The sequence below is a fragment of the Sphaerotilus sp. genome, from assembly GCF_031429695.1.
In the GTDB taxonomy this organism is placed as follows: domain Bacteria; phylum Pseudomonadota; class Gammaproteobacteria; order Burkholderiales; family Burkholderiaceae_C; genus Sphaerotilus.
In genome coordinates, this window is sequence record NZ_JANPAB010000057.1 from 32770 (window position 1) to 57368 (window position 24599).

General features: G+C 68.4%; 25 protein-coding genes. 8 read left to right on the forward strand and 17 right to left on the reverse strand.

Translation table 11 applies throughout. From position 1 onward, the window contains the following. The first annotated feature begins 193 nt into the window (after positions 1 to 193). Together tal and pgi are read left to right on the forward strand one after the other, a co-directional pair. Positions 194 to 1141, forward strand: coding sequence for a transaldolase (gene tal, locus RMP06_RS10195; RefSeq protein WP_310461665.1), 948 nt, complete (start codon positions 194 to 196; stop codon positions 1139 to 1141). 49 nt (positions 1142 to 1190) lie between these two features. Beyond that, a complete protein-coding gene (gene pgi / locus RMP06_RS10200; protein WP_310461666.1) occupies positions 1191 to 2849 on the forward strand; it encodes a glucose-6-phosphate isomerase in 1659 nt (552 codons plus the stop codon). Between the two features lie 7 nt (positions 2850 to 2856). On the opposite strand, the gene RMP06_RS10205 is transcribed toward pgi, so the two are convergent. Together RMP06_RS10205 and RMP06_RS10210 are read right to left on the reverse strand one after the other, a co-directional pair. Further along, a complete protein-coding gene (locus RMP06_RS10205) occupies positions 2857 to 3831 on the reverse strand; it encodes a GlxA family transcriptional regulator (RefSeq protein WP_310461667.1) in 975 nt (324 codons plus the stop codon). Positions 3832 to 3853: 22 nt separating this feature from the next. Beyond that, positions 3854 to 4426, reverse strand: coding sequence for an isochorismatase family protein (locus RMP06_RS10210; RefSeq protein WP_310461668.1), 573 nt, complete (start codon positions 4424 to 4426; stop codon positions 3854 to 3856). Between the two features lie 177 nt (positions 4427 to 4603). Here RMP06_RS10210 and parS point away from each other — a divergent pair, with 177 nt between their 5' ends. Further along, a complete protein-coding gene (parS, locus tag RMP06_RS10215) occupies positions 4604 to 5077 on the forward strand; it encodes a type II RES/Xre toxin-antitoxin system antitoxin (protein WP_310461669.1) in 474 nt (157 codons plus the stop codon). Continuing rightward, positions 5077 to 5649, forward strand: coding sequence for an RES family NAD+ phosphorylase (locus RMP06_RS10220; protein ID WP_310461716.1), 573 nt, complete (start codon positions 5077 to 5079; stop codon positions 5647 to 5649). The genes parS and RMP06_RS10220 overlap by 1 nt, the downstream gene beginning before the upstream one ends. Here the strand turns inward: RMP06_RS10220 and RMP06_RS10225 are convergent. Next, positions 5579 to 6760: a M20 aminoacylase family protein gene (locus RMP06_RS10225; protein ID WP_310461670.1), complete on the reverse strand. Its 1182-nt coding sequence runs from the start codon at positions 6758 to 6760 to the stop codon at positions 5579 to 5581. The two genes, RMP06_RS10220 and RMP06_RS10225, sit on opposite strands and share 71 nt — an antisense overlap. Before the next feature lie 4 nt (positions 6761 to 6764). Continuing rightward, entirely contained in the window at positions 6765 to 7673 is a 909-nt protein-coding gene (locus tag RMP06_RS10230) for a LysR family transcriptional regulator (protein WP_310461671.1), read from the reverse strand. Positions 7674 to 7753: 80 nt separating this feature from the next. Here RMP06_RS10230 and RMP06_RS10235 point away from each other — a divergent pair, with 80 nt between their 5' ends. Then, positions 7754 to 8923, forward strand: a complete 1170-nt coding sequence (locus RMP06_RS10235; RefSeq protein WP_310461672.1) for an agmatine deiminase family protein — start codon at positions 7754 to 7756, stop codon at positions 8921 to 8923. Positions 8924 to 8992: 69 nt separating this feature from the next. Here RMP06_RS10235 and RMP06_RS10240 read toward each other — a convergent pair whose 3' ends face one another. Next, complete coding sequence (locus RMP06_RS10240) at positions 8993 to 9304, reverse strand: cupin domain-containing protein (protein WP_310461673.1); 312 nt, start codon at positions 9302 to 9304, stop codon at positions 8993 to 8995. A gap of 89 nt (positions 9305 to 9393) precedes the next feature. On the opposite strand from RMP06_RS10240, the gene RMP06_RS10245 reads away from it, so the two are divergent. Further along, positions 9394 to 11472, forward strand: a complete 2079-nt coding sequence (locus tag RMP06_RS10245) for a molybdopterin-containing oxidoreductase family protein (RefSeq protein WP_310461674.1) — start codon at positions 9394 to 9396, stop codon at positions 11470 to 11472. Further along, complete coding sequence (locus RMP06_RS10250) at positions 11469 to 12566, forward strand: aminopeptidase (RefSeq protein WP_310461675.1); 1098 nt, start codon at positions 11469 to 11471, stop codon at positions 12564 to 12566. The genes RMP06_RS10245 and RMP06_RS10250 overlap by 4 nt, the downstream gene beginning before the upstream one ends. On the opposite strand, the gene RMP06_RS10255 is transcribed toward RMP06_RS10250, so the two are convergent. The 8 genes from RMP06_RS10255 to RMP06_RS10290 all read right to left on the reverse strand — a co-directional run bounded on the left by RMP06_RS10255 (position 12555) and on the right by RMP06_RS10290 (position 18716). Beyond that, on the reverse strand, positions 12555 to 12809 hold the full coding sequence (locus tag RMP06_RS10255; protein ID WP_310461676.1) for an acyl-CoA-binding protein: 255 nt from the start codon (positions 12807 to 12809) through the stop codon (positions 12555 to 12557). The genes RMP06_RS10250 and RMP06_RS10255 overlap by 12 nt on opposite strands. Before the next feature lie 60 nt (positions 12810 to 12869). Continuing rightward, a complete protein-coding gene (locus RMP06_RS10260; RefSeq protein WP_310461677.1) occupies positions 12870 to 13484 on the reverse strand; it encodes a protein phosphatase CheZ in 615 nt (204 codons plus the stop codon). A 15-nt stretch (positions 13485 to 13499) separates the two neighbouring features. Continuing rightward, a complete protein-coding gene (cheY, locus tag RMP06_RS10265; RefSeq protein WP_310461678.1) occupies positions 13500 to 13898 on the reverse strand; it encodes a chemotaxis response regulator CheY in 399 nt (132 codons plus the stop codon). Between the two features lie 36 nt (positions 13899 to 13934). After that, the gene (motB, locus tag RMP06_RS10270; RefSeq protein WP_310461679.1) at positions 13935 to 14876 is read right to left on the reverse strand and encodes a flagellar motor protein MotB; all 942 of its coding nucleotides are present in this window, start codon (positions 14874 to 14876) and stop codon (positions 13935 to 13937) included. 39 nt (positions 14877 to 14915) lie between these two features. Next, positions 14916 to 15773, reverse strand: coding sequence for a flagellar motor stator protein MotA (gene motA / locus RMP06_RS10275; protein ID WP_310461680.1), 858 nt, complete (start codon positions 15771 to 15773; stop codon positions 14916 to 14918). 82 nt (positions 15774 to 15855) lie between these two features. Further along, a complete protein-coding gene (locus RMP06_RS10280; protein WP_310461681.1) occupies positions 15856 to 16734 on the reverse strand; it encodes a class I SAM-dependent methyltransferase in 879 nt (292 codons plus the stop codon). A 6-nt stretch (positions 16735 to 16740) separates the two neighbouring features. Beyond that, positions 16741 to 17214 (reverse strand): FAD synthase family protein, encoded by a 474-nt coding sequence (locus tag RMP06_RS10285; RefSeq protein WP_310461682.1) that lies wholly within the window; start codon positions 17212 to 17214, stop codon positions 16741 to 16743. Further along, complete coding sequence (locus tag RMP06_RS10290) at positions 17193 to 18716, reverse strand: CDP-glycerol glycerophosphotransferase family protein (RefSeq protein ID WP_310461683.1); 1524 nt, start codon at positions 18714 to 18716, stop codon at positions 17193 to 17195. Before RMP06_RS10290 ends, RMP06_RS10285 begins: the two co-directional genes overlap by 22 nt. A gap of 154 nt (positions 18717 to 18870) precedes the next feature. Here RMP06_RS10290 and RMP06_RS10295 point away from each other — a divergent pair, with 154 nt between their 5' ends. Next, complete coding sequence (locus RMP06_RS10295; protein ID WP_310461684.1) at positions 18871 to 21144, forward strand: hypothetical protein; 2274 nt, start codon at positions 18871 to 18873, stop codon at positions 21142 to 21144. A gap of 10 nt (positions 21145 to 21154) precedes the next feature. On the opposite strand, the gene RMP06_RS10300 is transcribed toward RMP06_RS10295, so the two are convergent. The 4 genes from RMP06_RS10300 to RMP06_RS10315 form a co-directional block, all read right to left on the reverse strand. Continuing rightward, positions 21155 to 21922 carry a class I SAM-dependent methyltransferase gene (locus RMP06_RS10300; protein WP_310461685.1) on the reverse strand — a complete coding sequence of 256 codons (768 nt, stop codon included), beginning with the start codon at positions 21920 to 21922 and terminating at the stop codon, positions 21155 to 21157. Between the two features lie 120 nt (positions 21923 to 22042). Next, complete coding sequence (flhC, locus tag RMP06_RS10305) at positions 22043 to 22579, reverse strand: flagellar transcriptional regulator FlhC (RefSeq protein WP_310461686.1); 537 nt, start codon at positions 22577 to 22579, stop codon at positions 22043 to 22045. A gap of 51 nt (positions 22580 to 22630) precedes the next feature. Then, the gene (gene flhD / locus RMP06_RS10310) at positions 22631 to 22954 is read right to left on the reverse strand and encodes a flagellar transcriptional regulator FlhD (RefSeq protein ID WP_310461687.1); all 324 of its coding nucleotides are present in this window, start codon (positions 22952 to 22954) and stop codon (positions 22631 to 22633) included. A gap of 194 nt (positions 22955 to 23148) precedes the next feature. Next, positions 23149 to 24375, reverse strand: coding sequence for a hypothetical protein (locus tag RMP06_RS10315; protein WP_310461688.1), 1227 nt, complete (start codon positions 24373 to 24375; stop codon positions 23149 to 23151). Positions 24376 to 24599: the final 224 nt, after the last annotated feature.

A 24599-nucleotide genomic window follows, 5' to 3' on the forward strand; every position in this document is an offset into this window, starting at 1 on the left:
ATGCCTCTGGAATAAAAGGAGGTTGGTGCGAAGGTGTTGTAACCCAGTTTCATAAAAGATGATGCACCAGTTTCTTCGCAAGGTCAATCGTGCGCCGCTGTCTGTGCCGCTGAACGGTGACGTGACCGGCTTGTACGGCGACCGCCGCGGACTCGGGTTCTAATCACGGATTGCCTTGAACGGACCCCACGCCATGCACCAGCTCGACCAACTCAAGCAGTTCACCACCGTCGTCGCCGACACCGGCAACTTCAAGCAGCTCGCCCAGTTTGCCCCGCAGGATGCGACGACCAACCCCTCGCTGATCCTGAAGGCCGTGCAGCAGCCCGACTACGCGCCGCTGCTGGCCGAGACGGTCGCCGTGCACCGCGGGCTGCCACTCGACGAGGTCGTGGACCAGGTGCTGGTGCGCTTCGGGCTGGAGATCCTGAAAGTGGTGCCGGGCCGCGTGTCCACCGAAGTCGATGCCCGCCTGAGCTTCGACACCGCCGCCAACGTGGCGCGTGCGCACCGCATCATCGACCTCTACGAAGCCGCCGGCATCGGTCGCAACCGCGTGCTGATCAAGATCGCCTCGACCTGGGAGGGCATCCAGGCCGCTCGCATCCTGGAGCGCGAAGGCATCCACTGCAACCTGACGCTGCTGTTTTCGTTCTGCCAGGCAGTGGCTTGCGGGGAAGCCGGCGTGCAGCTCATCTCGCCATTCGTTGGCCGGATCTACGACTGGTACAAGAAGTCAGCCGGCGCGAAATGGGACGAAGCCGCGATGGCCGGCGCGAACGACCCCGGCGTGCTGTCGGTCAGCCAGATCTACACCTACTACAAGAAGTTCGGCATCGACACCGAGGTGATGGGCGCCAGCTTTCGCAACGTTGGCCAGATCACCGCACTGGCCGGCTGCGACCTGCTGACGATCAGCCCGGACCTGCTGGCGCAACTCCAGGCCAGTGAAGCGCCGATCGTGCGTGCGCTCGACCCGGCCGCGGCCAAGGACGCGCCGGTCCATGCCGTGTCGTACAACGAAGCCTCGTTCCGCTACGCCCTCAACGAGGACGCGATGGGCACCGAGAAGCTCGCCGAAGGCATCCGCGGCTTCGCGGTCGATGCCGGCAAGCTCGACCAGATGATCCTGTCGCTGTAACCCCCATCTCTGTCACTGTCACTGTCCCGTTCGACCGAGGAGACCGACCATGCAAGCCCCGCGTTGCGACCAGACCGCCGCCTGGACCGCGCTGACCGCGCAGTTCACCCAGAGCGGCCGCAGCTTCGACCTGCGCCCCGCCTTCGCCAACGACGCCCAGCGCGCCGAGGCGTTCTCGCTGAATGCCCCCGAGGTGTTCGCCGACCTGTCGAAGAACCACTGGGACACCGAGACACGCGGCCTGCTGCTGGCGCTGGCCCGCGAGTGCCGGATCGAAGCCCGGCGCGACGCGATGCTGGCCGGCGAGCCGATCAACCACACTGAAGGCCGCGCCGTGCTGCACACCGCGCTGCGCGCCCCGCGTGGTGCGGCGCCGTTCAGTGACGATGTGCATGATGTGCTCGACCGGCTGCTGGCCTACGTCGAGCAGGTGCGCGACACGGCGACCAGCGGCATCCGCCACGTCGTCAACATCGGCATCGGTGGTTCGGATCTGGGGCCGCAGATGGTCGTGCCGGCGCTCGACGCCTTCGCGCACCGCGGGCTGAAGCTGCACTTCGTCTCCAACGTCGACGGCCACGACATCGTCCCGGTGCTGCGCGGCCTGGACCCGCGGGAGACGCTGGTCATCGTCGCCTCCAAGACCTTCACGACGCAGGAGACGATGGCCAACGCCGAAGTGGCCCGCGCCTGGTTCCTGGCGGGTTACGGCGAGGGCGGCGAGGCGGCGATCGCGAAACACTTCGCGGCGACCACCACCAACGTGGCGGCAGCGGCGAAGTTCGGCATCACGACGACCTTCGGCTTCTGGGATTGGGTGGGCGGGCGCTACTCGCTGTGGAGCGCGATCGGCCTGCCGATTGCGCTGGCGATTGGCGCGGAACACTTCCGCGCACTGCTGGCCGGCGCGCACGCGATGGACCGCCATTTCGCCGAGGCGCCGCTGGAGCAGAACCTGCCGATCCAGCTCGGCCTGCTCGACGTCTGGTACCGCAACTTCCACGGCTACACCAGCCGCTCGGTGGCGCCCTACCACCAAGGCCTGCGCCGGCTGCCGGCCTACCTGCAGCAACTGGAGATGGAGTCCAACGGCAAGTGCGTCGATCTGGACGGCCAGCCGCTGCCCTTTGGCACGTCGCCGGTCGTCTGGGGCGAGGCCGGCACCAACGGCCAGCATGCCTACTTCCAGATGCTGCACCAGGGCACGGACGTGATCCCGGTCGAGTTCATCGCCGTGAAGACGCCGTGCTACGACGCGGCTCGGGCGGATGGCGGATCGGGCCTGCCTGACGGCGTGCGCGCCGGTCTGGCCGACCAGCACCACAAGCTGCTCGCCAACTGCCTCGCGCAGAGCCAGGCACTGATGCTCGGCAAGGCCACCGACGAGGCCATCGGCGAAACCGCACCGACGGCGTCGAAGTCGCTCGATGCGCTGACCGTGGCCCGCCACCGCACCTTCCCCGGCAACCGACCGAGCACGACGCTGGTGATCGACCGCCTGACACCCGCCGCGGTGGGTGCGCTGATCGCGCTGTACGAGCACCGCGTCTTCACCAGCGGCGCGCTGTGGCGCATCAACAGCTTCGACCAGTGGGGCGTGGAGCTGGGCAAGGCGCTGTGCAGCCAGTTGCTGCCGCGTTTCGCCACGGGCGACACGGCGGGGCTGGATGGCTCGACGGCGGCGTTGCTGAAACGCTTGCTGGGTTGAGCTTGCGTCAGGCCGGCGGTGGGTGTCTGCCCAGCGCCTGCCGCATCTGCCGAGCTGTCGAGAACCCCGCCAGCTCCACCGCCTGCCGCTCGGCGCGTCCCTGTGCCAGCGCCTGCCCGGCCAGCGCTGCGCGCACCTGCTCCACATAGGCCCGCGGCGACAAGCCCGCGTGCAAGCGGAACAGCCGCGCCAGGTGCCGCTCGGTCACATGCGCCACGGCGGCCATGCGACCACTGTCCCACGGTTCGGCCGGCGTTGCGCTGACAGCGTCCTGCACACGGTGGATCGCCGGGTGCAGGTGGTCGCGGTGGGCGAGCAGCGCCGAGGCCTGCGGCGCCTGCACGCCGCGCCGGGCGAAGACCACCATCACCTGGGCCACCGCCGCCGCGATCACCTCGCCGCAGACCTGCGCGATGCCGTGCAGTGCCAGATCGATGCCCGCCGTGACCCCCGCGCTGGTCAGCACGGCGCCGTCATCGACGAAGACGCGGTTGGCCTGTACGCGTGCGGTGGGTGCGTGCGCCTGCAGATCGTCGAGCAATTCATGGTGCGTCGTCACCTGCCGCCCGGCGAGCAGGCCGGCGTCTGCCGCCAGCAGCGCGCCGCTGCACACCGTCAACAGCCGCACCGCGCCCGCCGTTGCGCCGGATGGCGCCAGCCGTGGCGCGACGGTCTGTGCCAGCCAGTGCCGCGTGTCCATCCACGGACCACCGCGCCCGATGACCTCCGGCGCGTCGCCGGGTCGCCCGAGCAGCACGACCCAGGTCGGCCGTTCGAACGCCGTTGGCATCGGCTCCAGCCCGGCCAGCAGCAGACCGACCGACGACCCCGCCTGTGCCTGCGGCCCGGCATAGCGCAGATGAAAGGCATCCGGCTGTCCACGCCGTCGCAGCGCCTGGTTGGCCAGCCGGAACGCCTCGGCCGGCCCGGCGATGTCCAGCAGCAGCGTGTCAGGCAGCACGAGGAAGAGCACGTCGATCATGGCCACAGGCTCACGCATCGGCTCAGGCGAGCACCTCGTCCACCGTGCGGATCGTCGCGAAGCGCCCCGCCAGCACGGTCTCTGTGCGCTCGCGGAGTTGCGCGGCTGTCAGTGTGTCGCCGGCCGGCGTGGTCATGTCGAAGGTCAGCGTCGCCTCGGTCACATAGTCCACCGTCCAGCCTTCGTCGCTCGCGTGGCGAGTGGTCGTCTCGCAGCACTGCTCCGTGCGGATGCCCGCGATGACCAGCCGCTGCACGCCGTGTTCATGCAGCCAGACGCCCAGCCCGGTGCCGACCAGTGCGCTGTGGCGGTGCTTCTCGATGCGCAGCGCGGCGTCGAACGGGGCGAGTCCGTCGATCGGGCGGATCAGGCCGCTGACAGGGGCGAACGGGTTGTCGGGCGTGTCCGGGCCGTCGGTGTGGAAGACCTGCACGACCGGGATGCCGCGCGCCGCGCAGCCGGCGACGAGGCGGTTCGTCGCGGCGAGCCAGGCCGGGGCGTCGGTTTCAGTCCAGTAGGGGCGGGCGCGGAAGGACTGCTGCGCGTCGATCAGGAGCAGGGCGGTCGGGTGGCGGGGGGTGTCGATTCGGGACATGATGGATTCCAGACAGACGTTGAGGACAGGGGCCATCTTCATGGGTGTTGGCTCGACTGTCCGGTCGCAGTGGGACCAATGTTGACCAGAAACGGACATGCTCGTCTGCACGGGTGATCTCGACCGAGGGGCATTGGGGCTTGCAGATGGCGACAGTTGGCGTAAAATTTCCGCCATATGTCATCGATCGCCCAACTCCCCAAGACAGGCGCTGGCAAGCGGCGCCCACCCTCTGCGCCAGCCATGCCCTTCGGGCTGGCGACACTGGGCGATCTCAGCCCGCTGCAGCGGCATGACATGGTGACGCTGGGGGTTCCGGTGCTCAACGCCAAGGGCTTCATGGACTCGTTCACCGAGGTCACGCATGATCTGGTGCTCAAGGCAGTGGGCATCAGCGAGCGCACCTTGCAGCGGGGCAAGACACCGGACAAGCGGCTGGACGTGAACGCCAGCGACCGCACCCTGCGACTGGCCACGGTGCTGGAGCAGGCCGTGGACGTGCTGGGGTCGCGTGCAGAGGCGGAGCACTGGCTGGTCACTCCGGCCAGTGGGCTGGACCTTCGCCGTCCCATCGAGCTGCTTCAGACCTCCGAGGGCACCGAGCTGGTGAAGACGCTGCTGGTACGCATGGACTACGGCGTGTACGCGTGATGGTGCCGGGCGTGCAGATGGCACCGCTGCCTGCTGCACTGGGTGGGCGTGGTCTGGTGGCCTGGCGTCTCGAACGCACACGGTATCGCACCACCTGGCAGTCTGCGGAAGGGGCGTATCTCGTGGGCGGGCGCTGGTCGTCGCGGGGGCGGCGGGTGCTGTATGCCTCGCTGGACCCGTCCACCACGGTGGTCGAGGTGGCCGTACACAAAGGCTTCCACGTGCTCGACACCGTGCCGCACACGCTGCTGTCGCTGGAGGTCGATCCAGCCGGCGTGCATGTCGTGCAGCCGGACGATGTGCCCAACCCGCACTGGCTCAGTCCCGGCACGGTCAGCGTGGGTCAGCAGCGTTTTGGTGATGCGCTGCTTGATCGGCACGCGCTGGTCGTGGTCCCCAGCGTCGTGAGCGCACGGTCCTGGAACCTGCTCATCCACGTCGAGGCCGCTGCCGGTCGTTTCCGGCTCCGGCACGAGGAACGCTTTGCCCTGGACACCCGGCTCAACGCGCCAGCCACCGCCGCGCCAGCGCCACCCACAGCGCCGCCCCCTGCGGAATCAGCCCATCGTTGAAGTCGTAATTCGGGTTGTGCAGATTGCAAGGCCCGAGACCATGCCCCTGCGCCCGGTGGTCGCCGTCGCCATTGCCGATGACGAAATAGGCGCCTGGCTTGGCCTGCAGGAAAAAGCTGAAATCCTCCGCCCCCATCGTCGGCTCGAACTCGTGGGTGCGCGCGTCCCCAGCCACGGCGCGCATCGTCTCGCGGACGAACTCGGCTTCGGCGCGGTGGTTGATCGTCGGCGGGTAGTTGCGGTGGAACTCGAACTGCGCCGTTGCGCCAAACGCCGCGGCCGTGTGCGTGGCGATCTCGCGCATCCGGTGTTCGATCAGGTCGAGTACTTCAAGCGTGAAGGTCCGCACCGTGCCCTGGATCTCGCAGTGGTCGGGCACGACGTTGGTGGCCTCGCCCGCGTGGATCATCGTCACGGAGATGACGGCGGCGTCGGTCGGCTTCTTGTTGCGCGTCACGATGGTCTGGAAGGCCTGCACCATCTGGCAGGCCACCGGCACCGGGTCGATGCCGTTGTGCGGCAGCGCGGCGTGCGAGCCCTTGCCGGTGATGGTGATGCGGAACTCGTTGCTCGACGCCATCGTCGGCCCGCTGCAGATGGCGAAGTCCCCGGCGCGCATCCCCGGCCAGTTGTGCATGCCGAAGATCGCGTCCATCGGGAACTGCGTGAACAGGCCATCGCTGATCATCTCGCGGGCACCGCCGCCGCCTTCCTCCGCGGGCTGGAAAACGAGATAGACCGTGCCGGCGAAGGTGTCGCGCTGCCGGGCGAGCTGCTGCGCGGCTGCCAGCAGCATCGCCACATGGCCGTCGTGGCCGCAGGCGTGCATCTTGCCGGGGTGGCGGCTGGCGTGGGCGAAGGTGTTGTGCTCGGTCATCGGCAGCGCGTCCATGTCGGCGCGCAGGCCGAGGGCGCGGGGTGACTCGCCCGCCGTGCCCTTGACGATGCCGACGACGCCGGTCTTGCCCAAGCCGCGGTGGACCGGGATGCCCCAGCCGGCGAGCGCCTCAGCGATCACGTCGGCGGTGCGGACCTCCTCGAAGCAGAGTTCGGGATGGGCGTGGATGTCGCGGCGCAGGGCGACGAGGGGCGCGAGATCGGGGGCGTTCATGGCTTCATGGTAATGCGGCTGGCCCATCCATGGGCAGCGCGGCTTGCCGCACACCCTCGAACAACCCGGTCACCAGCGGCGAGCGCGGCACCCCGTCGATGCACGAGATCCACAGCGTCCCGGCCGGCACCGGTTCATGCCCCGGCAACCGCACCAAGCGCCCCAGAGTCAGCGCCTCGTCCGCCAGCAGCCGCGACACCAGCGCCACCCCGCGCCCACGCAGCACGGCGTCCAGCAGCAGCCTCGGATCGTCGTAGATCACCCGCCGCCGCAGCCCGCCGAACCGCTCGCGCAGCACCTGCCCGGTGAGGTCGCCGGTCATGTCGCTTTCCAGGCAGAGCAGCTCGGCCTTCCCGCCACGCTCGACCGACTCGACCAGCGCCGGCACGCCCACGGCCACCAGCGCATCCGCCATCAGCGCCACCTCGCGCACGCCGGGCTGGTCGAGCGGCCGGCGGCTGATGGCGATGTCCACGTCGAGTTCGTCGATGTAACGCGCGGTCTCGTCCACCGACACCACCGGGCACAGGCCGGGCAGCGCGGCGATCAGCGCGTCGAGCCGCGGTTGCAGCCAGCCATGCGCGACCGGCGCGGGGCAGACCAGCGTGACCAGCCCCTCGTCGAAATAGCTGCCGATGCGCTGCAGGCCGCCGCGGATGACGCCCAGCGAGCGCACCACGCTTTCCTGCAGCACGCGCCCCGCGACGGTCAGCTCCACGCCCCGGCCCTTGCGGCGGAACAGCGGCTGGTCGAGCTGTGCTTCGAGCTGCGCGATCTGGTGGCTCACCGCCGATGGCGACACGCACAGCTCGTCTGCCGCCAGCACGTAGCTGCCCAGCCGCGCCGCTGCCTCGAAGCCAGACAACAGCCGAAAGGAGGGCAGGCGGGCGTTCAACAGATGAGATTCATTCATTGATCAAGCCTGAAAAAGTCGCTTTTGCTGCAATTTTATTCATGTGAAGATTCTTCCATCAACCACCTGGGGAACATCACATGGACAACACCACACCGACCCGCCGCCAGTTCGGCCGTCACCTCTTGAACCTCGGCACGGGAGTCGCCATGGGCGGATTGTTCGGCTGCGGCGGCAGCGAAGCAGCGGACGACGAAGGCCCGCTGGCGCCGTTGGCGCAAGCGCAGGCCGTGGCGGTGCGTCCTGCCGTGCCGGGGACGATGCCGGACGAGGGCATGCCACACAAGCGCACCTGGATGGCGTTCGGTGCCAGCGCATCGATCTGGGGCAACGCACTGCTGCCGGTGGCGCGGGCGAACCTGGGCCTGATCGCCCGCACCATCGCGCAGTTCGAGCCGGTGACGGTGCTGGTGCGCAGCAGCGAGCAGGCGCTGGCGGCGAGCGCCTGCGGGCCGAGCGTGGGGCAGCTCGTGTCCACGATGGACGACCTGTGGATGCGCGACACCGGGCCGGTGTTCGTCAAGGACGCTTCGGGGTCGCGGCGCGGGCTGAACTTCAACTTCAACGGCTGGGGCGGCAAGCAGACCTCGCGCCAGGACCGGCTCGTCTCGGCGGCGGTGGCCAAGGCGGCGGGGGTGCCGCTGACGGCGACTTCGCTGGTGCTGGAGGGCGGCGGCATCGAGGTCGATGGACACGGCACGGCGATCATCACCGAGAGCTGCGTGCTGAACCGCAACCGCAATCCGGGCTGGACCAAGGCAGCGGTCGAGGCGCAGCTCAAGACGCTGCTGGGGCTGAAGACGATCATCTGGCTGCCCGGTATCGTCGGCAAGGACATCACCGACGGCCACACCGATTTCTATGCCCGCTTCGCCGCGCCGGGCGTGGTGATCGCGCACATGGACAACGACCCGGCCTCCTACGACAACGCGGTGACGAAGCGGCACCTGGCGATCCTGAAAACGGCGCGGGATGCGCGGGGGCAGTTGCTGAAGGTGGTGGTGCTGAACGCGCCGACCAGCGTGCGGCCGGGGTTGGCGTCGAACGATTTTGCGGCGGGGTATGTCAATTTCTACGTCTGCAACGACGCCGTGATCGCACCGCAGTTTGGCGACGCGAAGGCGGATGCGGATGCCAGGAGCGCCTTGCTGGAGCTGTTCCCGACGCGGGAGGTGGTGCAGTTGAACATCGACGGGATCGCGGCCGGCGGGGGCGGGATTCACTGCACGACGCAGCAGGAGCCGGCCTGAAAGTGCCAAGTGCCAAGTGCAAGACCCCACCAGATCGGCCACATCCGTGAGGCCCACGAGCTCCAGCCCCTAGCGCGGGTGCCGACGTCCCACCCAGAAGGTCGCGCCCTCCGGACCATAGCGTTCGGTGTGGGGTACTTCGGCGTCCAGCGCGAAGGTATCCCCCGCCCGCAGATGCTGCGTCGTCCCGCCCACCTCCAGCGCGAACTCGCCCCGCGCCACCTGGACTTGCACCGCGAACGGATGCGTGTGCAGGCCGGTGTCGGTGCCGGGCGCCCATTCGCGCACCAGCACGGCGTCGAAGTCCTGGGCGCGGGCGTGGGCCTCGAAGGCGTCGAAGGTGTCGAAGGTGTCGAAGATCTGGGGGGTGGCGGTGGTCATCAGTCGGGTCTCCTCGGGTGGTTGCGCGGCCAGTGCGAACACGCCACCGCAGCCTACGCCAGCCCCGGAGACCATGCCATCATCCCGGCATGAACGCCCCCGCCGAAACCACCCGCCCGGCCCTGCGCACCGTCCGCGCCGCCTGTCCGCACGACTGCCCCGATACCTGCGCGATGCAGGTCAGCGTGGACCCCGCCACCGAGCGCGTGGTGCGCATCCAGGGCCGCGCCGAGCATGTGACGACCCACGGCGCGCTTTGCACCAAGGTCTCGCGTTACGCCGAGCGCACCTACCACCCCGAGCGTGTGCTGACGCCGCTGAAGCGCGTCGGGCCGAAGGGCGCCGGGCAGTTCGTCCCCGTGACCTGGGACGAGGCGCTGGCCGACATCGCCGCCCGGCTGAAGCCGATCGCCGCCCGCGATCCCGAGGCGATCCTGCCCTACAGCTACGCTGGCACGATGGGCCTGCTGCAAGGCGAGAGCATGGCGGCGCGGTTCTTCCACCGCCTCGGCGCCTCGCTGCTGAACCGCACGATCTGCGCCTCGGCGGGTGGCGACGCACTGGCGGCGACCTACGGCGGCAAGGTCGGGATGCACGTCCGCCACTACGCCGAGAGCCGGCTGATCGTCATCTGGGGCAGCCACTCGATCGCGTCGAACCTGCACTTCTGGACCTTCGCGCAGCAGGCCAAACGCGCCGGCGCCAAGCTCGTCTGCATCGACCCGCGCCGCACCGAAACCGCCGACAAGTGCCACGCCCACCTCGCGCTGCGGCCCGGCACGGACGGCGCACTGGCGCTGGCGCTGATGCACGAGCTGGTCGTGAACGGCTGGCTGGACCAGGCGTACATCGACGCGCATGTGCAGGTCGAGGGCTGGCCCGCGCTGCGTGAACGCGCCTTGCAGTGGCCGCCGGAACGCGCCGCCGAGGTCTGCGGCCTGCCGGTCGAGCAGATCCGCGACCTTGCCCGCGACCTGGGCACGACGCAGCCGGCGGCGATCCGGCTGAACTACGGCATGCAGCGCGTGCGCGGCGGCGGCAATGCGGTGCGGCTGATCGCGCTGCTGCCGTGCCTGACGGGCGCGTGGCGGCACCGGGCCGGGGGCTTGCTGCTGTCGAGTTCCGGCTGGTTCGGCATGGTCCGCAACGACGCCGCACGCCAGCGCCCCGACCTGCTCGCCGGCCGTCGCCCGCGCACGCTGAACATGAGCACCATCGGCGACGACCTGCTGCGCGACACCTCGCCCGCGTTCGGCCCGAAGGTCGAGGCGCTCATCGTCTACAACAGCAACCCGGTCGCGGTCGCCCCCGAGTCGCCGAAGGTGATGCGCGGCTTTGCCCGAGACGACCTATTCACCATCGTGCTCGAACACTTCCTGACCGACACCGCCGACCACGCCGACTACGTGCTGCCCGCGACGACGCAGCTCGAACACCTCGACCTCCACACCAGCTACGGCCACACCGACGTGCTGCTCAACGAACCAGCGATCGCGCCGCTCGGCCAGTCGCTGCCGAACACGGAGATCTTCCGCCGGCTCGCCGCCGCGATGGGCTTCGACGAGCCGTGTTTCGGCGACAGCGACGAGGCGATGGCCGAACAGACCCTGCGCGGCGCCGTGACCTACGCGGCGCTGAAAGCCTCGCCCGGCTGGATGAGCCTGCCGATCGCGGACGCGCCGTTCGCCGAGGGCGGCTTCCCGACGCGGGACGGGCGGGCGCAGATCGACGTGCCGGGGCTGGGCCTGCCGGACCATGTGCCGCCCTACGAATCGGTGGCCTCGGCGCCTGCGCTGGCGGCGCGGTATCCGCTGGCGATGATTTCCCCGCCCGCCCGCAATTTCCTCAACTCGACCTTCGTCAACGTGAAGAGCCTGCGCGACATCGAATCCGAGCCGATCGTCGAGATCCACCCCGACGACGCCACCGCCCGCGGCCTGGCCGACCACACGCCCGTGTGCGTCTTCAACGACCGCGGCAGCTACCACTGCACCGCCCGCGTCAGCACCCGCGCCCGCCCCGGCGTCGTCAACGGGCTTGGCATCTGGTGGCGCAAGCTCGGCGTGCGCGGCACCAACGTCAACGAGGTCACGCACCAGCGGCTCACCGACATCGGCGCGGCGCCGTGTTTCTACGACGTGCTGGTCGAGGTGGAGGCCGCCGGGTGAGGGCGGTTCGGGCCTTGGCGTTGGCGCTGCTGCTGACGGCGGCGCTGTCGGGTTGCGCGACGACGACGGCGGCCGACGATGTCGATTCGGCGTGGCGGCCGGGTTACCTGTGGCAGTCGGTGGCGGGGCATCTGCGGATGTTGGGCGCGGCGCGGCCGGTGGACGAGGTGCTGGCCGATCCGGCGACGCCTGACGAGGTCCGCCAGCGCCTCGAACTCAGCCGCACGCTGCGCGACTACGCCAGCCAGCACCTCGCGCTGCCGGACAACGCGAGCTACCGCCGCTACGCCGACCTGGGCCGACCGGCGGCGGTGTGGAACGTGGTGGCCGCGCCCGAGTTGTCTCTGAAGTTGAAGACGTGGTGCTTCCCGGTGCTGGGCTGTGTCGGTTACCGCGGCTACTTCGACAAGGCCGAGGCCGAGACACTGGCCGCCGCGCTGCGGGCGCAGGGCTGGGAGGTCAATGTCTACGGCGTGCCGGCGTATTCGACGCTGGGCAAGTTGCCGGGCAGCGTCTTCGCCGATCCGCTGCTCAACACCTTCCTGCGCGGCGCGGAGGTGGATCTGGCGCGGCTGATCTTCCACGAGCTGTCGCACCAGGTCGCCTACGCAGACGGCGACACGACGTTCAACGAGTCCTATGCGACGGCGGTGGAGCGGATTGGCAGTCGGCAGTGGCTGCAATCCGCAGGCCGCAGTGAACAGCTCGGTGCCACCGAGTCGCTCGACCGGCGCCGGGCCGAATTCCGCACGCTGACGATGGGCACCCGCGAGCGGCTGGACACGCTCTACCGCAGCAGCGCCAGCGACGACGACAAACGCCGGGAGAAGGCGCGGCTGCTGGCCGAGTTGCGCACTGAGTACGCGCGCTGGCGGGACACGTCCTGGGGCGGAGATCGGGCGTTTGACGCCTGGTTCGATGGCGTCAACAACGCTCGGCTGGGTGTCCTTGCGGCCTACAACGCGCAGGTGCTGGCCTTCGAGCGGCTGTTCGAGCGGATGGGGCGGGACTGGCCGCGTTTCCATGCCGAAGTGCGCCGGCTGGCCGCGCTGCCCAAGGGCGAGCGCGACGCCGCGCTCGGGTCACTTCAGTGAGTCGATGAGGTCGATGTAGTCCTGGCGGGCCGCGTCGGCGTCGGTGCCGGTCAGTGCAGCCCAGGCGTCGAACTTGGCCCGGGCCACGAAGTCAGTGAAACCCGGGCGCTCGCCGCTGGCGTCGCCATCGGTGGCCTGCTTGTAGAGCGCGTAGATCTTCAGCAGCGTCATGTTGTCGGGGCGCTCGGGCAGTTGCTTCGAGTCGGCGACGGCGGCGGCAAAGTTGGCTTGGAGATCGGACATGGCCTGTGGGCTGGGTCAGCGAGAGTGAGAAAGCGCCGCAGTGTACGCAGGCCCCTGGTCTCAGAACCCCATGCGGGCCAGCAGATCGTCGACTTCGTCCTGGTCGTTCACGACATCGGTGCGGCCTTCCGCATCGATCACCGGGCCGGCGAGCAGTTCGGTGTTGGCGGGCGCCGCTGGCAGGTCCGGGGCGATCTGCAGCAGCAGCTTGACCAGGCTGGTTTCCAGCTCGTCCGTGAGCACCACGACTTTCGAGATGATCTGGCCGGTCAGGTCGTGGAAGTCCTGGGCCATCATGATGTTGGTCAGGTGCTCGTCGATGCGGTCGGTGGACGTCTGCACGTGCTCCACCAGATCGCGCAGGTGGCCACGGGCCTCGTTGTCGTGGGCCGTGCTGTCGGTCAGGGCCTCGACCAGCCGCAGCGTGTCGGCGCTGATGCGCCGGTGTTCGAGCTTGGCATCGTCCACCGAGTTCAGTACCCGGTTGGCCGAGTCCGAGGTTTTGCGGGCGATGTAGTGCAGGCGGCTGCGGGCATCCGGCAGGGCTTGGGTGGCTGCCTGGAGACCGGGCATCAGCCCCAGTTCCCCGATGGTGTCGTGGAGCTTGCGGGTCATTTCGCCGATCTGTCGAAGGACTTCGTGCGGGGAGGCGTCCGGGAGCGCTGTGGTCGTCATGGCAGAGACTCCGGCTCAGGCGACCGCGGGCATCTTCTGGATGATCTTGCCGATCTTCTCTTCGAGCGTCGCCTTGGTGAAGGGCTTGACGATGTAGCCGGCCGCACCGGTCTGTGCGGCGCGCACGATGTCTTCCTTGCGGGCTTCGGCGGTCACCATCAGCACGGGGATGTGGCAGAGCGTCGGGTCTTGCTTGATCTGGCTCAGCAGCTCGAAGCCGTCCATGTTGGGCATGTTGATGTCGCTGACGACAAAGTCGATGCGGCCGTTGCGCAAGGCCTGCAGGGCCATGACACCGTCTTCGGCCTCCTCGATGTGCTGGCAGCCCATTTCCTTGAGCAGCCCGCGCACGATGCGGCGCATGGTAGAGAAGTCGTCGACGACGAGAAAGCGGAGATCGGGGCAGGCTGGCATGACGAATCCTTCAGCGTGAATGGGCCGTGTACGGGTTTATCGGGTCGGCGCCGGTGGACTTGAGGCAGCCTCTTCGGCCGGGATCGCGTTGACGGTCAGCGCGTCGTCGCTTTCATAGAACCGTTCCTCGGCCTCGCGGGTCATCACGATGACGCTGATGCGCCGGTTCACGGGATTCCGGGGGTCGCGCTTGTCGAAGGGCACGCTGGCGGACAGGCCCTGCACGCGCAGCACCCGCTCGTCCTTCAGGCCGCCAGCGATCAGCTCCCGCCGCGAGGCGTTGGCGCGGTCGCTCGACAGCTCCCAGTTGCTGTAGCCGCCCACGCCGCCGGAGAAGGGGAGGGCGTCGGTATGCCCTTCGAGCGTGAGCTTGTTGGGTACCTCCGCCAGCACGCTGCCGATGGCGTGCAGGATGTCGCGCATGTACGGTTTCACCTGGGCCAGACCGCTGTCGAACATGGGGCGGTTCTGCTCGTCGACGATCTGGATGCGCAGCCCGTCGCGGGTCATGTCCAGACGGATCTGCGACTTGAAGGCGGCCAGCGCGGGCGAGCTCGACACCACCTCCTTGACGCGGTCGCGCAGGCTCTCCAGGCGCTGCTTCTCGGCCTGTGCCTGGTTGGCCTTGAGGGCCTGGAGCTGGTAGGTCTTGCGTTCGGCTTCGATGTCGCCGCGCTTGACCTGACCGCCGCTGCGGTTGATGTCCTGACCACCCCCCTTGATGACCGAGGACGAATCGCCGGACCCGGAGCCGCCGCCCATCAGCGCGACCTTCAAGGGCGACTGGAAATAGTCCTGCAGCCCCTTCTTGTCGCCATCGGTCGTGGAGCCCAACAGCCACATCAACAGGAAGAAGGCCATCATCGCCGTCACGAAGTCGGCGTAGGCGATCTTCCAGGCGCCGCCATGCGCACCATGGCCCCCCTTCTTCACCTTCTTGATGATGATGGGCTGCAGTTTCTTGGCATCACCGGCCATGGGGGTCTCCTGGGGTCACGTCATCCGGGCGGGTGACGGTCACTTCTTCTTGACGTGCTGTTCCAGCTCGGTGAAGGTCGGGCGCTCGGTCGAGTACAGCACCTTGCGGCCGAACTCGATGGCGATCTGCGGCGCGTAGCCCTGCATGCTGGCGAGCAGCACGGTCTTGACGCACTGCAGCTCCTTGCCGTCTTCGTCGACCTTCTGCTCCATCAGGCCCGCCAGTGGCTCGGCGAAGCCATAGGCCAGCAGAATGCCCAGGAAGGTACCGACCAGTGCCGAGCCGATCATCCCGCCCAGCACCGCTGGCGGTTGGCCCACCGAGCCCATGGTGTTCACGACGCCCAGCACCGCGGCCACGATGCCGAAGGCGGGCAGGGCGCCGGCCAGCCGGGCAATGGCCGCTGCGCCACCGTGGGCTTCGTGGTGGTGGGTTTCGAGCTCAATGTCCATCAGGGACTCGATCTCGTGGGAATTCAGATTGCCCGAGACCATCATGCGCAGGTAGTCGCAGACAAATTCGGTGACATGGTGGTCATTGCCGACGACGGGGAACTTCTGGAACAGCGCCGAGGCGTGTGGATCCTCGATGTCCTTCTCGATCGACATCAACCCTTCCTTGCGGGTTTTCTGCAGAATCTCGAACAGCATCGCCAGTAGCTCCATCGCGCGGGCCTTGGAGTGCTTGGATGCCTTGAAGCACCCGGCCAGTCCCCTGCCTGACGCCTTGAGCACCTTCATCTGGTTGTTGGCGACGAAGGCGCCGAGGGCGCCGCCGAAAATGGTGAGCATCTCGAAGGGCAGGGCGTGGAAGATCACGCTCATGTTGCCTCCGTGTGCGGCGTAGACGCCGAAGATGCAGCCGATGGCGACTACCCATCCAATGATGACGAACATGAGAGACCTTTTCCTCAGATGACTTCATGGGGCGCTGCGACTGCGGGGAGCCCCGCGATCAGCGCCGTGATTTGCATATCGGTCAGGAGGACTCGACACTTGAGTCGTGGTGGCGCGGGCCGTGGCCCGTCCCGGGGCGGGTTTCACGGATCGCGTAGATCCACACCGGGCGCTGGCCGGGGTGCTGTAGACGGGCATGCGGACGCAGACTGGGTGCCTCGAACTCCAGACTGACGAGCCAGGTGCCCGGCCGCATCTCGCGCTGGGCCTTCTCGACCGCGCGGGGCATGCTTTCGGGTCGCTGGAACAGATAGACGAGATCGTGCCCGGCCCAGGACTGTGCCCACATGTCGCCGCGCTGGATCGTCGCCCATGGGCAGCGCAGCGCGGCAATCAGCCGCCAGGGCCGGCTCCACTCGATGCCTTCCAGCTGCGCCTGCGGCCACGTCCGGCGCAAGGCCTGCAGGCCGTGGCCGAGGCCGCAGCCGGCGTCCAGCACGCGGGCGTCCGCAGGCAGACCGATCAGCTCGTCCAGCCCGGCCAGTGCCTTCGCACCGGTTGGAAACAGCGGCGCATCCGACCAGGCCCGCACCGGATAGGCCACCGCCAGCAGCGCCAGCGGCAACAGCCACCACACCGCGGACCAGCCGCTGGCCAGCCCGCTGAGCGCGAACGACAGCGGGAAGCCGGCGGCGATCATCAGCCGGCGCCAGCGCGAGGCGGCCAGCAGCGCCAGCGCGCTGCCGACCAGCACCGCTCCGGAGAAGGCAACCCCGGCTCCCGTTCCCAGCGACAGCAGCCCTACCCAGTGCCCCCAGGCCAGCGCCCAGCACAGCAGCGCCGGCAGTGGCCACGGCAAGTGCCGCCCGGGAGCTGCTATCCGCGGGTGCCGCTTCGTCAGCGGGATGGCACCTGGCGGGCGGATGACCGACGGGCGGCGCAGGACAGCGGGCATGGTCATCAAGCCTCAGGCGGGTTGTTGGATTGGCGCCAGGGCGCGGGAGACGATGTCCGTCTTCAGTTCGGTGCTGGACACGTGTTCGGTGCGCGGCAGATACACCACGTCGCACAGCGATCGGAACTCATCGAAGTGTCCCGTCCAGTCGCTGCCCATCACCAGTGCGTCCGCGCCATAGGCCTCGATGTCGCGGGCCTTCTGGGTCCAGTCGGTCTCGGCGATGACCTCGTCGACATGGCGACAGGCCTGGACCATGGCGATCCGGTCCGCGAACGGCACGACCGATCGCTTGCCCTTGAGGGCGTTGAACTCGTCGGTGGACACGGCCACGATCAGCCGGTCGTAACGCTCCCTGATCCGCTCGAACAGCCGGACGTGTCCGATGTGGAACAGGTCGTAGGTGCCGTAGGTGAGCGCGATGGAGTGAAGCCGGGCCGGGTGCCGCAGGCGCGCCGGGCCGCTCAGGAACTGGACATGGGGCATGGGGTGACTCCCGAGGGTGGGCAGAGGGCGGCCTCCAGTTCGTCCAGCAGGAGCTGGCCGAGCCGTTCGCCCGCACGTCCGTCCGTGTGGTCGAACAGGCGCTGGCGCATCGAGGCGCGCGTGGCGGCGAACTTGCAGGACTGCGCGTCCGGCTGGCGCAGCACCTCCAGCAGCGCCTGCGCACTGGTGGCGAGCGGACCCGGGTGTTCGTCCAGCTTGGCGTCGAAGAGCTGGCGCGAGCGGGTGACGTAGTCCTGGTGATCCGGACGGAACAGCACGATGGGCCGGTCGAGCAGCAGGTAGTCGAACATCACCGAGGAATAGTCGGTGACCAGCAGCGAGGTTTCGCGCATCAACGGATAGAGGTCGGTGCGCGGCGTCACGAAGCGGGCCGTCGGTATCGCGACCGCCAGTTGCGGAATCAGCGGGGATTCGACCGGGTGCACGTTGACGATCAGCAGATCGCCGCGCTTGGCCAGCCCCTGCGCGAGCTGTTCGAGCCCGGATTCGAGCAGCCAGGTGCCGCGCCGGGCGTCCCGGAACGTCGGGGCGTACAGCACCACGCGCTGGCCGGCCGCACGGGTCTTGCGCGCCAGCTGGTAGATCTCTATGTCGACGTTCAGCAGGTCGGCCGCATCGGGTTCGCGCAGCAGCACGTCGTTGCGCGGGTAGCCGATCGGCGCGTAGCGCTCGAAGCCGAACCAGCGGCGCCACTCCGATTCCTGTCCGGCCGAGGTGCCGACCAGGCGGGTGTAGGGGCCGCAGGTGGACAGCACACGGGCGAAGCGCGCGGACATCTGGCGCAGAGGTGCGAGGTTGCGAAGGCCGATTTCCTTGATCGAGATGCCGTGCCAGAGCTGCACGTGGCGTGCACCCGCCAGCAGCGCAGCGGCGTAGGGATTCGGATTGAGCAGGTGGTCGCAGGTCACGACCACGGCGGCCGACAGCGCCGCATGCACGTGCGCCGTGCTCCAGTCGTTGTGGTTCAGCGGGAAGCAGGCCTCGCCCAGGGCGGTGACGGCTTGCTCCTGCTGTCCGGTCTGCGGCAGGAACCAGGCGGTGATGCCTTCCTGGCGTGCCCGTTCGCGGAAGGCCAGCCAGGCGTACTTGATGTTGCAGCCGAAATAGGTGGTGCCGACGAAGACGACGCTGCGCTCCTTCGGATGGAATTGCGAGGTGCGTGTCAGCTCCTGGCAGGCCTGGCCCAGGTTGACCTGCTGCTCCAGCGCCTGCATCCGGCGTTCCAGACCTGCCAGCGCGGCGGGGTCCACCTGGGGTGCGGGCGCAGCGGGTGGCTGCAGGTTCAGCACGGCATCGACCAGCTGGTCGATCGCCTGGCTGATCTGATCGCCCAGTGCCTCGGTGGCCTCGATGCGGGACAGCAGATCCGGCACCGACGGCGTGTCGCGGATCTGGGGCATCGGTCGCTCCGGGGTGGCGGTGTCGGAAGAGTGGAGTTGCTCGCGCATGGGGCTGGCCGGGCGGGTGGGGATGCTGTGCATGGTGGCAGTCGGTGTCGGCCACCAAGGCCTGAAAAAGCGCGCGCGTCTGTGGCAGTTTCCTGCACCGTCCGAGCGGGGCGGGCGGTGCAACTGGTGCCGACGATCCCTGCATTTCGACCCGCCGGGTGTCCGGCGTCCGGCCTAGATTCCTGCGATGGCTCCGCACTCCGCCCTTTCGCTTTCACCTGTCCGTACCTACCCGAACCACCAGTCCGTGCAGGACTGGATCACGGGCCTGCCATCCCCGTTCGGCGAGGCGCAGCAGCTGAGGCAGATGCTGCCGCTGGTTGCCGCCGACCTCGACGCCGAGGACCGGCTGGCGCTGCACCGCCACCTCTGGCAACTCTGGCGGTCGCTGGATGCGGCCACGCACGAGGCGGCCGGTCGGTGGCTGGACGGCCGGCTGGCGCCGTGGTGCCGGCACATGGTCGGAGACTGGGACGCGCCCGACACCTGGCGGGGCCTGGCGGAGTGGCACCTCACCCGCTCGGGGCACTGCCCGCTGGCGCCGGCCTATGTGCTGGCGCTGTTGCACGCGCACGGCCAGACGGGATCCTCGGCCTTGCCCGAGGCGCAGTGGCTGGCCATTCGCGCGCGGCTTGATCTGGATGTGCTGGATCTGCCGCCGGCCGAGGCCGATCGGCTGCTGGGGCAGACCGTCGCCGCGGTGGAGGCCGGTGCCGCGCCGTGGGCGCAGGGCATGGCGCGGATCTTCGAACTGGCGGTGCGGGTCGGCAATGTGGCGCTGGCCACCGACACGCTGGGACAGTGCGTGCAGGGCGGTGGTGCGGCGGCACTGTCGCCGCGCTGGTTCAGGCGTTGGCTGGAGGGCGAGGGCACGCTGGTGCTGAGTGCGGCACTGCAGTCGCAATGGTTGCAGCCTGCACGCTTGCCGGATCCGGCCTGGCGCGCGTGTCTGCTGACCACCTTGCACCGCGAGTCCGCCAAGGACCGTGTGCGCGGGTTGCGGGTTGTGCTGGGGGATGGGCCGGCCGTGCCATCGCCTGAATCAGAGTCACCTGGCTGGCGGATGCTCGGGGCGCTCGACGCCTGCCATGACCTCGCCGAACGCGGCGATCTGCCGGAGCACACGGCGCGCACGCTGCTGGACAGCGGTGCGCTGGCGCCGGCCTCGGTCGCGGCGCTCTGCCGCGCGCTGGCGCTGCAGGCGATGGACCGGGGGGATGTCGCCGGTGCCTTCCGTGCGCTGGCCGATGCGCGGGCGGCCGACAGCGATGTGCAGTCCCGCCAGTGGCTCTGCGCGCTGCTGAAGCTTCTGGGGGACGAGAACATGGCCGGCGTGCAGACCCTGTGCATGCTGCTCGATGGCGGTTCCGACGGCGCTGCGGGCAGCGCCGAGCTTGCGCAGTGGCAGTGCCTGGAGGCGGCCGCCGATACGCCGGAAGGGCTGCGCACGCTGGCGCGGGCGATGCTGGCGCGGGCGCTGCTGGACGGCGCGCTGGAATCCCGCGCCACCGACCGCCGCCGTGACCTGCGCCGCGCCGAGGCGCTGTGGCAACAACTGGTCGGCGACCCGGACCATGCGGACGAAGCACGCCGCCGCCTGGCCAGCGAGCCGTTGCAGCAGTGGCTGCCGTGGCTGGCCGACGGACCGGGGCGCGAACACCTGTGGATCCAGCCACCGCCGGAACAAGCCAACGGCGAGCTGCTGATCGTGATGTCCTGTCTGGAAAGCCGGCACGGGTTTGCGCAGGTGCAAGGTCTGCGGCGCACCATGCCCGGTCACCACCTGCTGTTTGTCCACAACCCGGAATTCAACTGGTACAGCGGATCGGTGTTCGAGGACCTCGCTGCGTTGGTCCGAGAACGGGTATTGCCCGATTTCGCACCGGAGCGGGTGACCTGCTACTTCGGCAGCATGGGCGGGCACGGCGCGTTGAAGCTGGCGGCGCGCTTCGGTTTCCGTGCGGTGGTGTTCAACGCGCAGACCGATCTGGACCTCTGGGCGACCTTCCGCCCCAACGAGCGGCAGCGGCTCTGGGTGGTCGCGGCGGGTGCGCGTTTCGTGGTGCCGTCTGGTGCGGACACGCCTGCGGCGTCGCTTTATCTCGCGGTCGGCAGCGACACGGCGGACCGCGAAGCGCTGACCTGCCTGATCGCGTCGCTGCGCCACTGCACGCACGGGCAGTTCATCATCGAAAAATTTGCCGATCCGCACCACGCCGGGCTGGTCCGACGCATCGCCCGCCGGGACATTCCCGACTTCATCGGGCAGGCCGCGCAGCGGCTCTCCGCCCTGCAAGCCCTGCCGGAGGATCCGCCAGGCATGGTTGCCGTGGCCCGGCACCAGCAGGACAGTTTCTGGACGCAGCTGGATGCCGCCTCCGCGCTGAAGGTCGAGATCGTCTGGCGCAGCGGGCGGCTGTTCATCGCCGAGTCGACCCGCTGCGGCACGGTGCCGGTCTGACCTTGGGCCGTCAGCCGGCCTTGGGCATCAGCAGATGCCGGAAGCCGTCGAGCCTGCGGTAGCTGCGGTTCAGGCTGTTGCCCAGCAGTGTGAGCGTCCGGCTGGAATAGAACGAGATGTGCCCGTTGCGGGGCGCGACGTACCAGTCGTTCACCCAGTCGCCCTGCACGTCGGCCATGTCCTTGGTCGACAGCAGGATGATGCCGTGGGCGGCGGTGTAGGAGTTCAGCTCCGCGAACAGCCGCAGCGGATCGGGCACGTGCTCGGCGACCTCGATGCAGATGACGAGATCGAAACCGCCCTGGGCCGGTTTGACCGGATCACCATGGAAGGGGTCGTATTCGGTGACGTTCGCGTAGCCGGCCTCGCGCAGCAGCCGGGCGGTGTGGCCGTTGCCGCTGCCGTAGTCGAGGATGCGCACGGCGCGGTTGTGGATCAGGTGCTGGACGAGCGTGCTGGTGTTCTGCGGGCGCTGGGTGGCGAAGTTCGGGTCGAACAGTGCGTATTCGCCGTTGTAGATGTGGGCCTGAAACTCCGCCGGACTCCAGTCGTCAAAGGCGTCGGTGAAGCCGAATTCACATTCCGCGCAACGGTAGTAGGCGATGGGCAGACCCCGGACCTGGGCGCGCTTGGCGTTGTAGCCAAAGCAGTCACGGTCGAAGTCCACGAAGCCCGACAGCCGGGCGCGCGCACCGCAGCACTTGCAGGGCTGCTCGGTGGCATGGGTGACGGGCAGGGTCTCGGTGCGGGAGGCAGGTCGGTCCAGCGTGATGTCCACGGTTGGTCTCCTTGAGCGGAACTGGGGCGGAATAAAAAACGGACCCAGGCGCAGCGCCGTGGGTCCGTATGAACACACCGGGAGAGGTGTGGGGGAAATGGTGCAGGGTGTCCGTGCGGGTCAGTGCAGTTGCAGCGAGCCGCTGGCCTTGCCCTTGCCGGCACGTGCCGGCGGGTTGCACAGGCCGCAGATGAAGTGCTTGGCGATTTCGTGTGGATGGGTGACGAAGTGGCCGCCACATTTGGAGCATTTCGTCATCGTCAGCATGCTGTTGTCGACAAACTTCACCAGCCGCCAGGCGCGGGTGACGGAGAGCAGCGGCTCCAGATTCTGGGCCTGGGTCTGCTCCAGATAGAGCTGATACGCCTTGATCACGGTGTCGATCTCTTCGAGTTCGGCCACCTTGTTCAGGTATTCATGGGTATTGAGAAACAGCGAGGCGTGGATGTTCGGCTGCCAGGTCATGAACCAGTCGGTGGAGAAGGGCAGCTGGCCCTTGCTCGGCGACTTGCCGGCGACTTCCTTGTACAGGCGCAGCAGGCGCTCGTAGGACAGGTCGGTCTCCGACTCCAGCACTTGCAGGCGGGCGCCCAGCTTGATCAGCGTGACCGCGCGTTCGATCTGCCGTGCTTCGGTCAGGATGCTCTTGCATTTCATGGTGTTCTTCCCCGGTGCGTCGTCGTGGACTGGATCTGCGCTGGGCGCGACTCAGGCGGCTTCCTGGTGGCGGCCAGCCATCAGGATGCAGGCGTGCAGACGGGAGACACCGTCGTTGGCGGCGCTCTTGCCGTGGTTGGTCAGCAGGCTCCACACCAGATCGTCGTCGACACGCATGCGGCACAGCAGGGTGTTGCCGGCGGCAATCTTCAGCATCTGGGCCGGCGACAGCATCTCCAGGATGGCGGCGGTCTCTTCCGAGACACCCAGACGGAACAGCGCCTGCTCGCGGTCGGCGCGGATCAGGCTCTGTGCCAGCATCATGTAGGACAGATTGGCTTCGCGGATTTCGGAGAGGATCTGTTCGGTGTTCATGTCGGGCTCCTGTCGGTCTGGTGGGCTTCGCTGCCTCAGGGAGGTTGGCGAGGCGTTGTCGATGGAGTCGATTCTGATGACATGAACTGGGCGGGAACATCAGCCCTCTTCCGTGCCTTGAGTCCCCGAACTTCTTGTAGCGTGTCAGGCAAATTCCTACAGCGTGTCATCCCCGGATGGCACGTTTGCACGGATCACTGGGGTCGGGCGGGCGCAGTCGTGCGGTCTGACACGCGGATCCGGTCCGACACGGGGGCATCGGCTTGCAGCAGGCGTTCGAACTGTTCCAGTGCTTCTTCGCGGTTTCCTTGCGCTGCCAGCGCCATCGCGAGCGTGAACCGGCTTGCCGTGTGATCCGTCTCGTGTTTCAGCGCCAGCCGGGCGCAGGCGACCGCGTATTGCAGATCGCCCACGCGGAAGGCCTGTGCAGCCCGCTCGGACAAGTCCATCCGTTCCTGCCGGGCTTCGGCGGAAGGCTGGGGTGCGTGGCGGGCCTGTGCGGCCGCGATGGCACGGGCCACGTGCAGCGCGGAGGGCCGGTGACCGGGATTGGCCAGTGGTGGTGGTGCCAGACGCGCCAGCGTGTCGTCGATGGTGGCCAGCGCCCGGCTGAGCGAGAAGTCCTCTGGCGCCTCGTCCTCGCCGTCGAACGCTGTGGGGGCTGGCGGTGCCAGTGCGGCCAGCCGCACGAAGGGCAGGCCGAACAGGTGCAGCCAGAACTGGTCCCAGATCCGCCCGTGCGACGGATCCTGCCGCAGCCATGCGCACACCTGCGGCAGCGCCGGCCCGTGCGCTGCCTGCCAGTCGGTGACAAGCGATTGGCGTACGGCGAACAGCAAGCCGCTGTCGCGCACGCCGAGGTCATGCGTGCCGACCGCCTGCGCCAGCGTGTCCAGCTGGCATGCCTCGAAGAAATGCACGCCGGGGTGGCTGTGGTCGAGCAGCTGGTGGGTCTGGCGGTAACGCTGCTGCACGCGGTACATCGCCTTGTCGAACGTGCCCAGCGGTGCCCAGCTGCGCAGGTCGAAGCGCACCGGTGCGACCGGCAGCTCGGCCAGCCAGTCCCGCGGCTGCGCTGCGTGCTCGCCCGCCTGCACCGATTGCGACAGCGGCTGGACGTCGCCCCAGAGCACGGCAACGTCCAGCAGCGCAAAGAAATCCGGGCACACCGCCAGCGGGTCGCCCGGGCAGAACACCGTGAACGCCTCGGCCACGCCGCGCGCCGGGCGCTTCAGGTGGGCCAGGTACAGCTCGCCGACGCTGTACTGTCCTGGCAGTCGCACCAGTTCGATGTGCCGCGTCACGTCCAGCGGCACACCGTGGGACGCATCGTCGGTGTAGACCGTCACCGTGCAGTGATCGGGCAGTTCATCGATCCAGCGCACCTCTTCTCCCCGACGGGCCACGACGATGTTGAGCATGAATGGGGTCTCCGTTGTCCACCTCCCTGTGTTTTATCACTTCAGGGGCAGGTTTTCGGCTTCAACTTGGTACCAAATGGTTCTCCCGTCGACAAAGTAGCGAGGCAGAAGTTTTCATATCCCCTGCTCAAGTTCCCGTGGTCGAGTACGAAAACCACTGCACGGCCCGAACGTTATGTTGCAGGGCCGATAGGGCACCCACCGCGGTGCCCCGCTCAACAGAT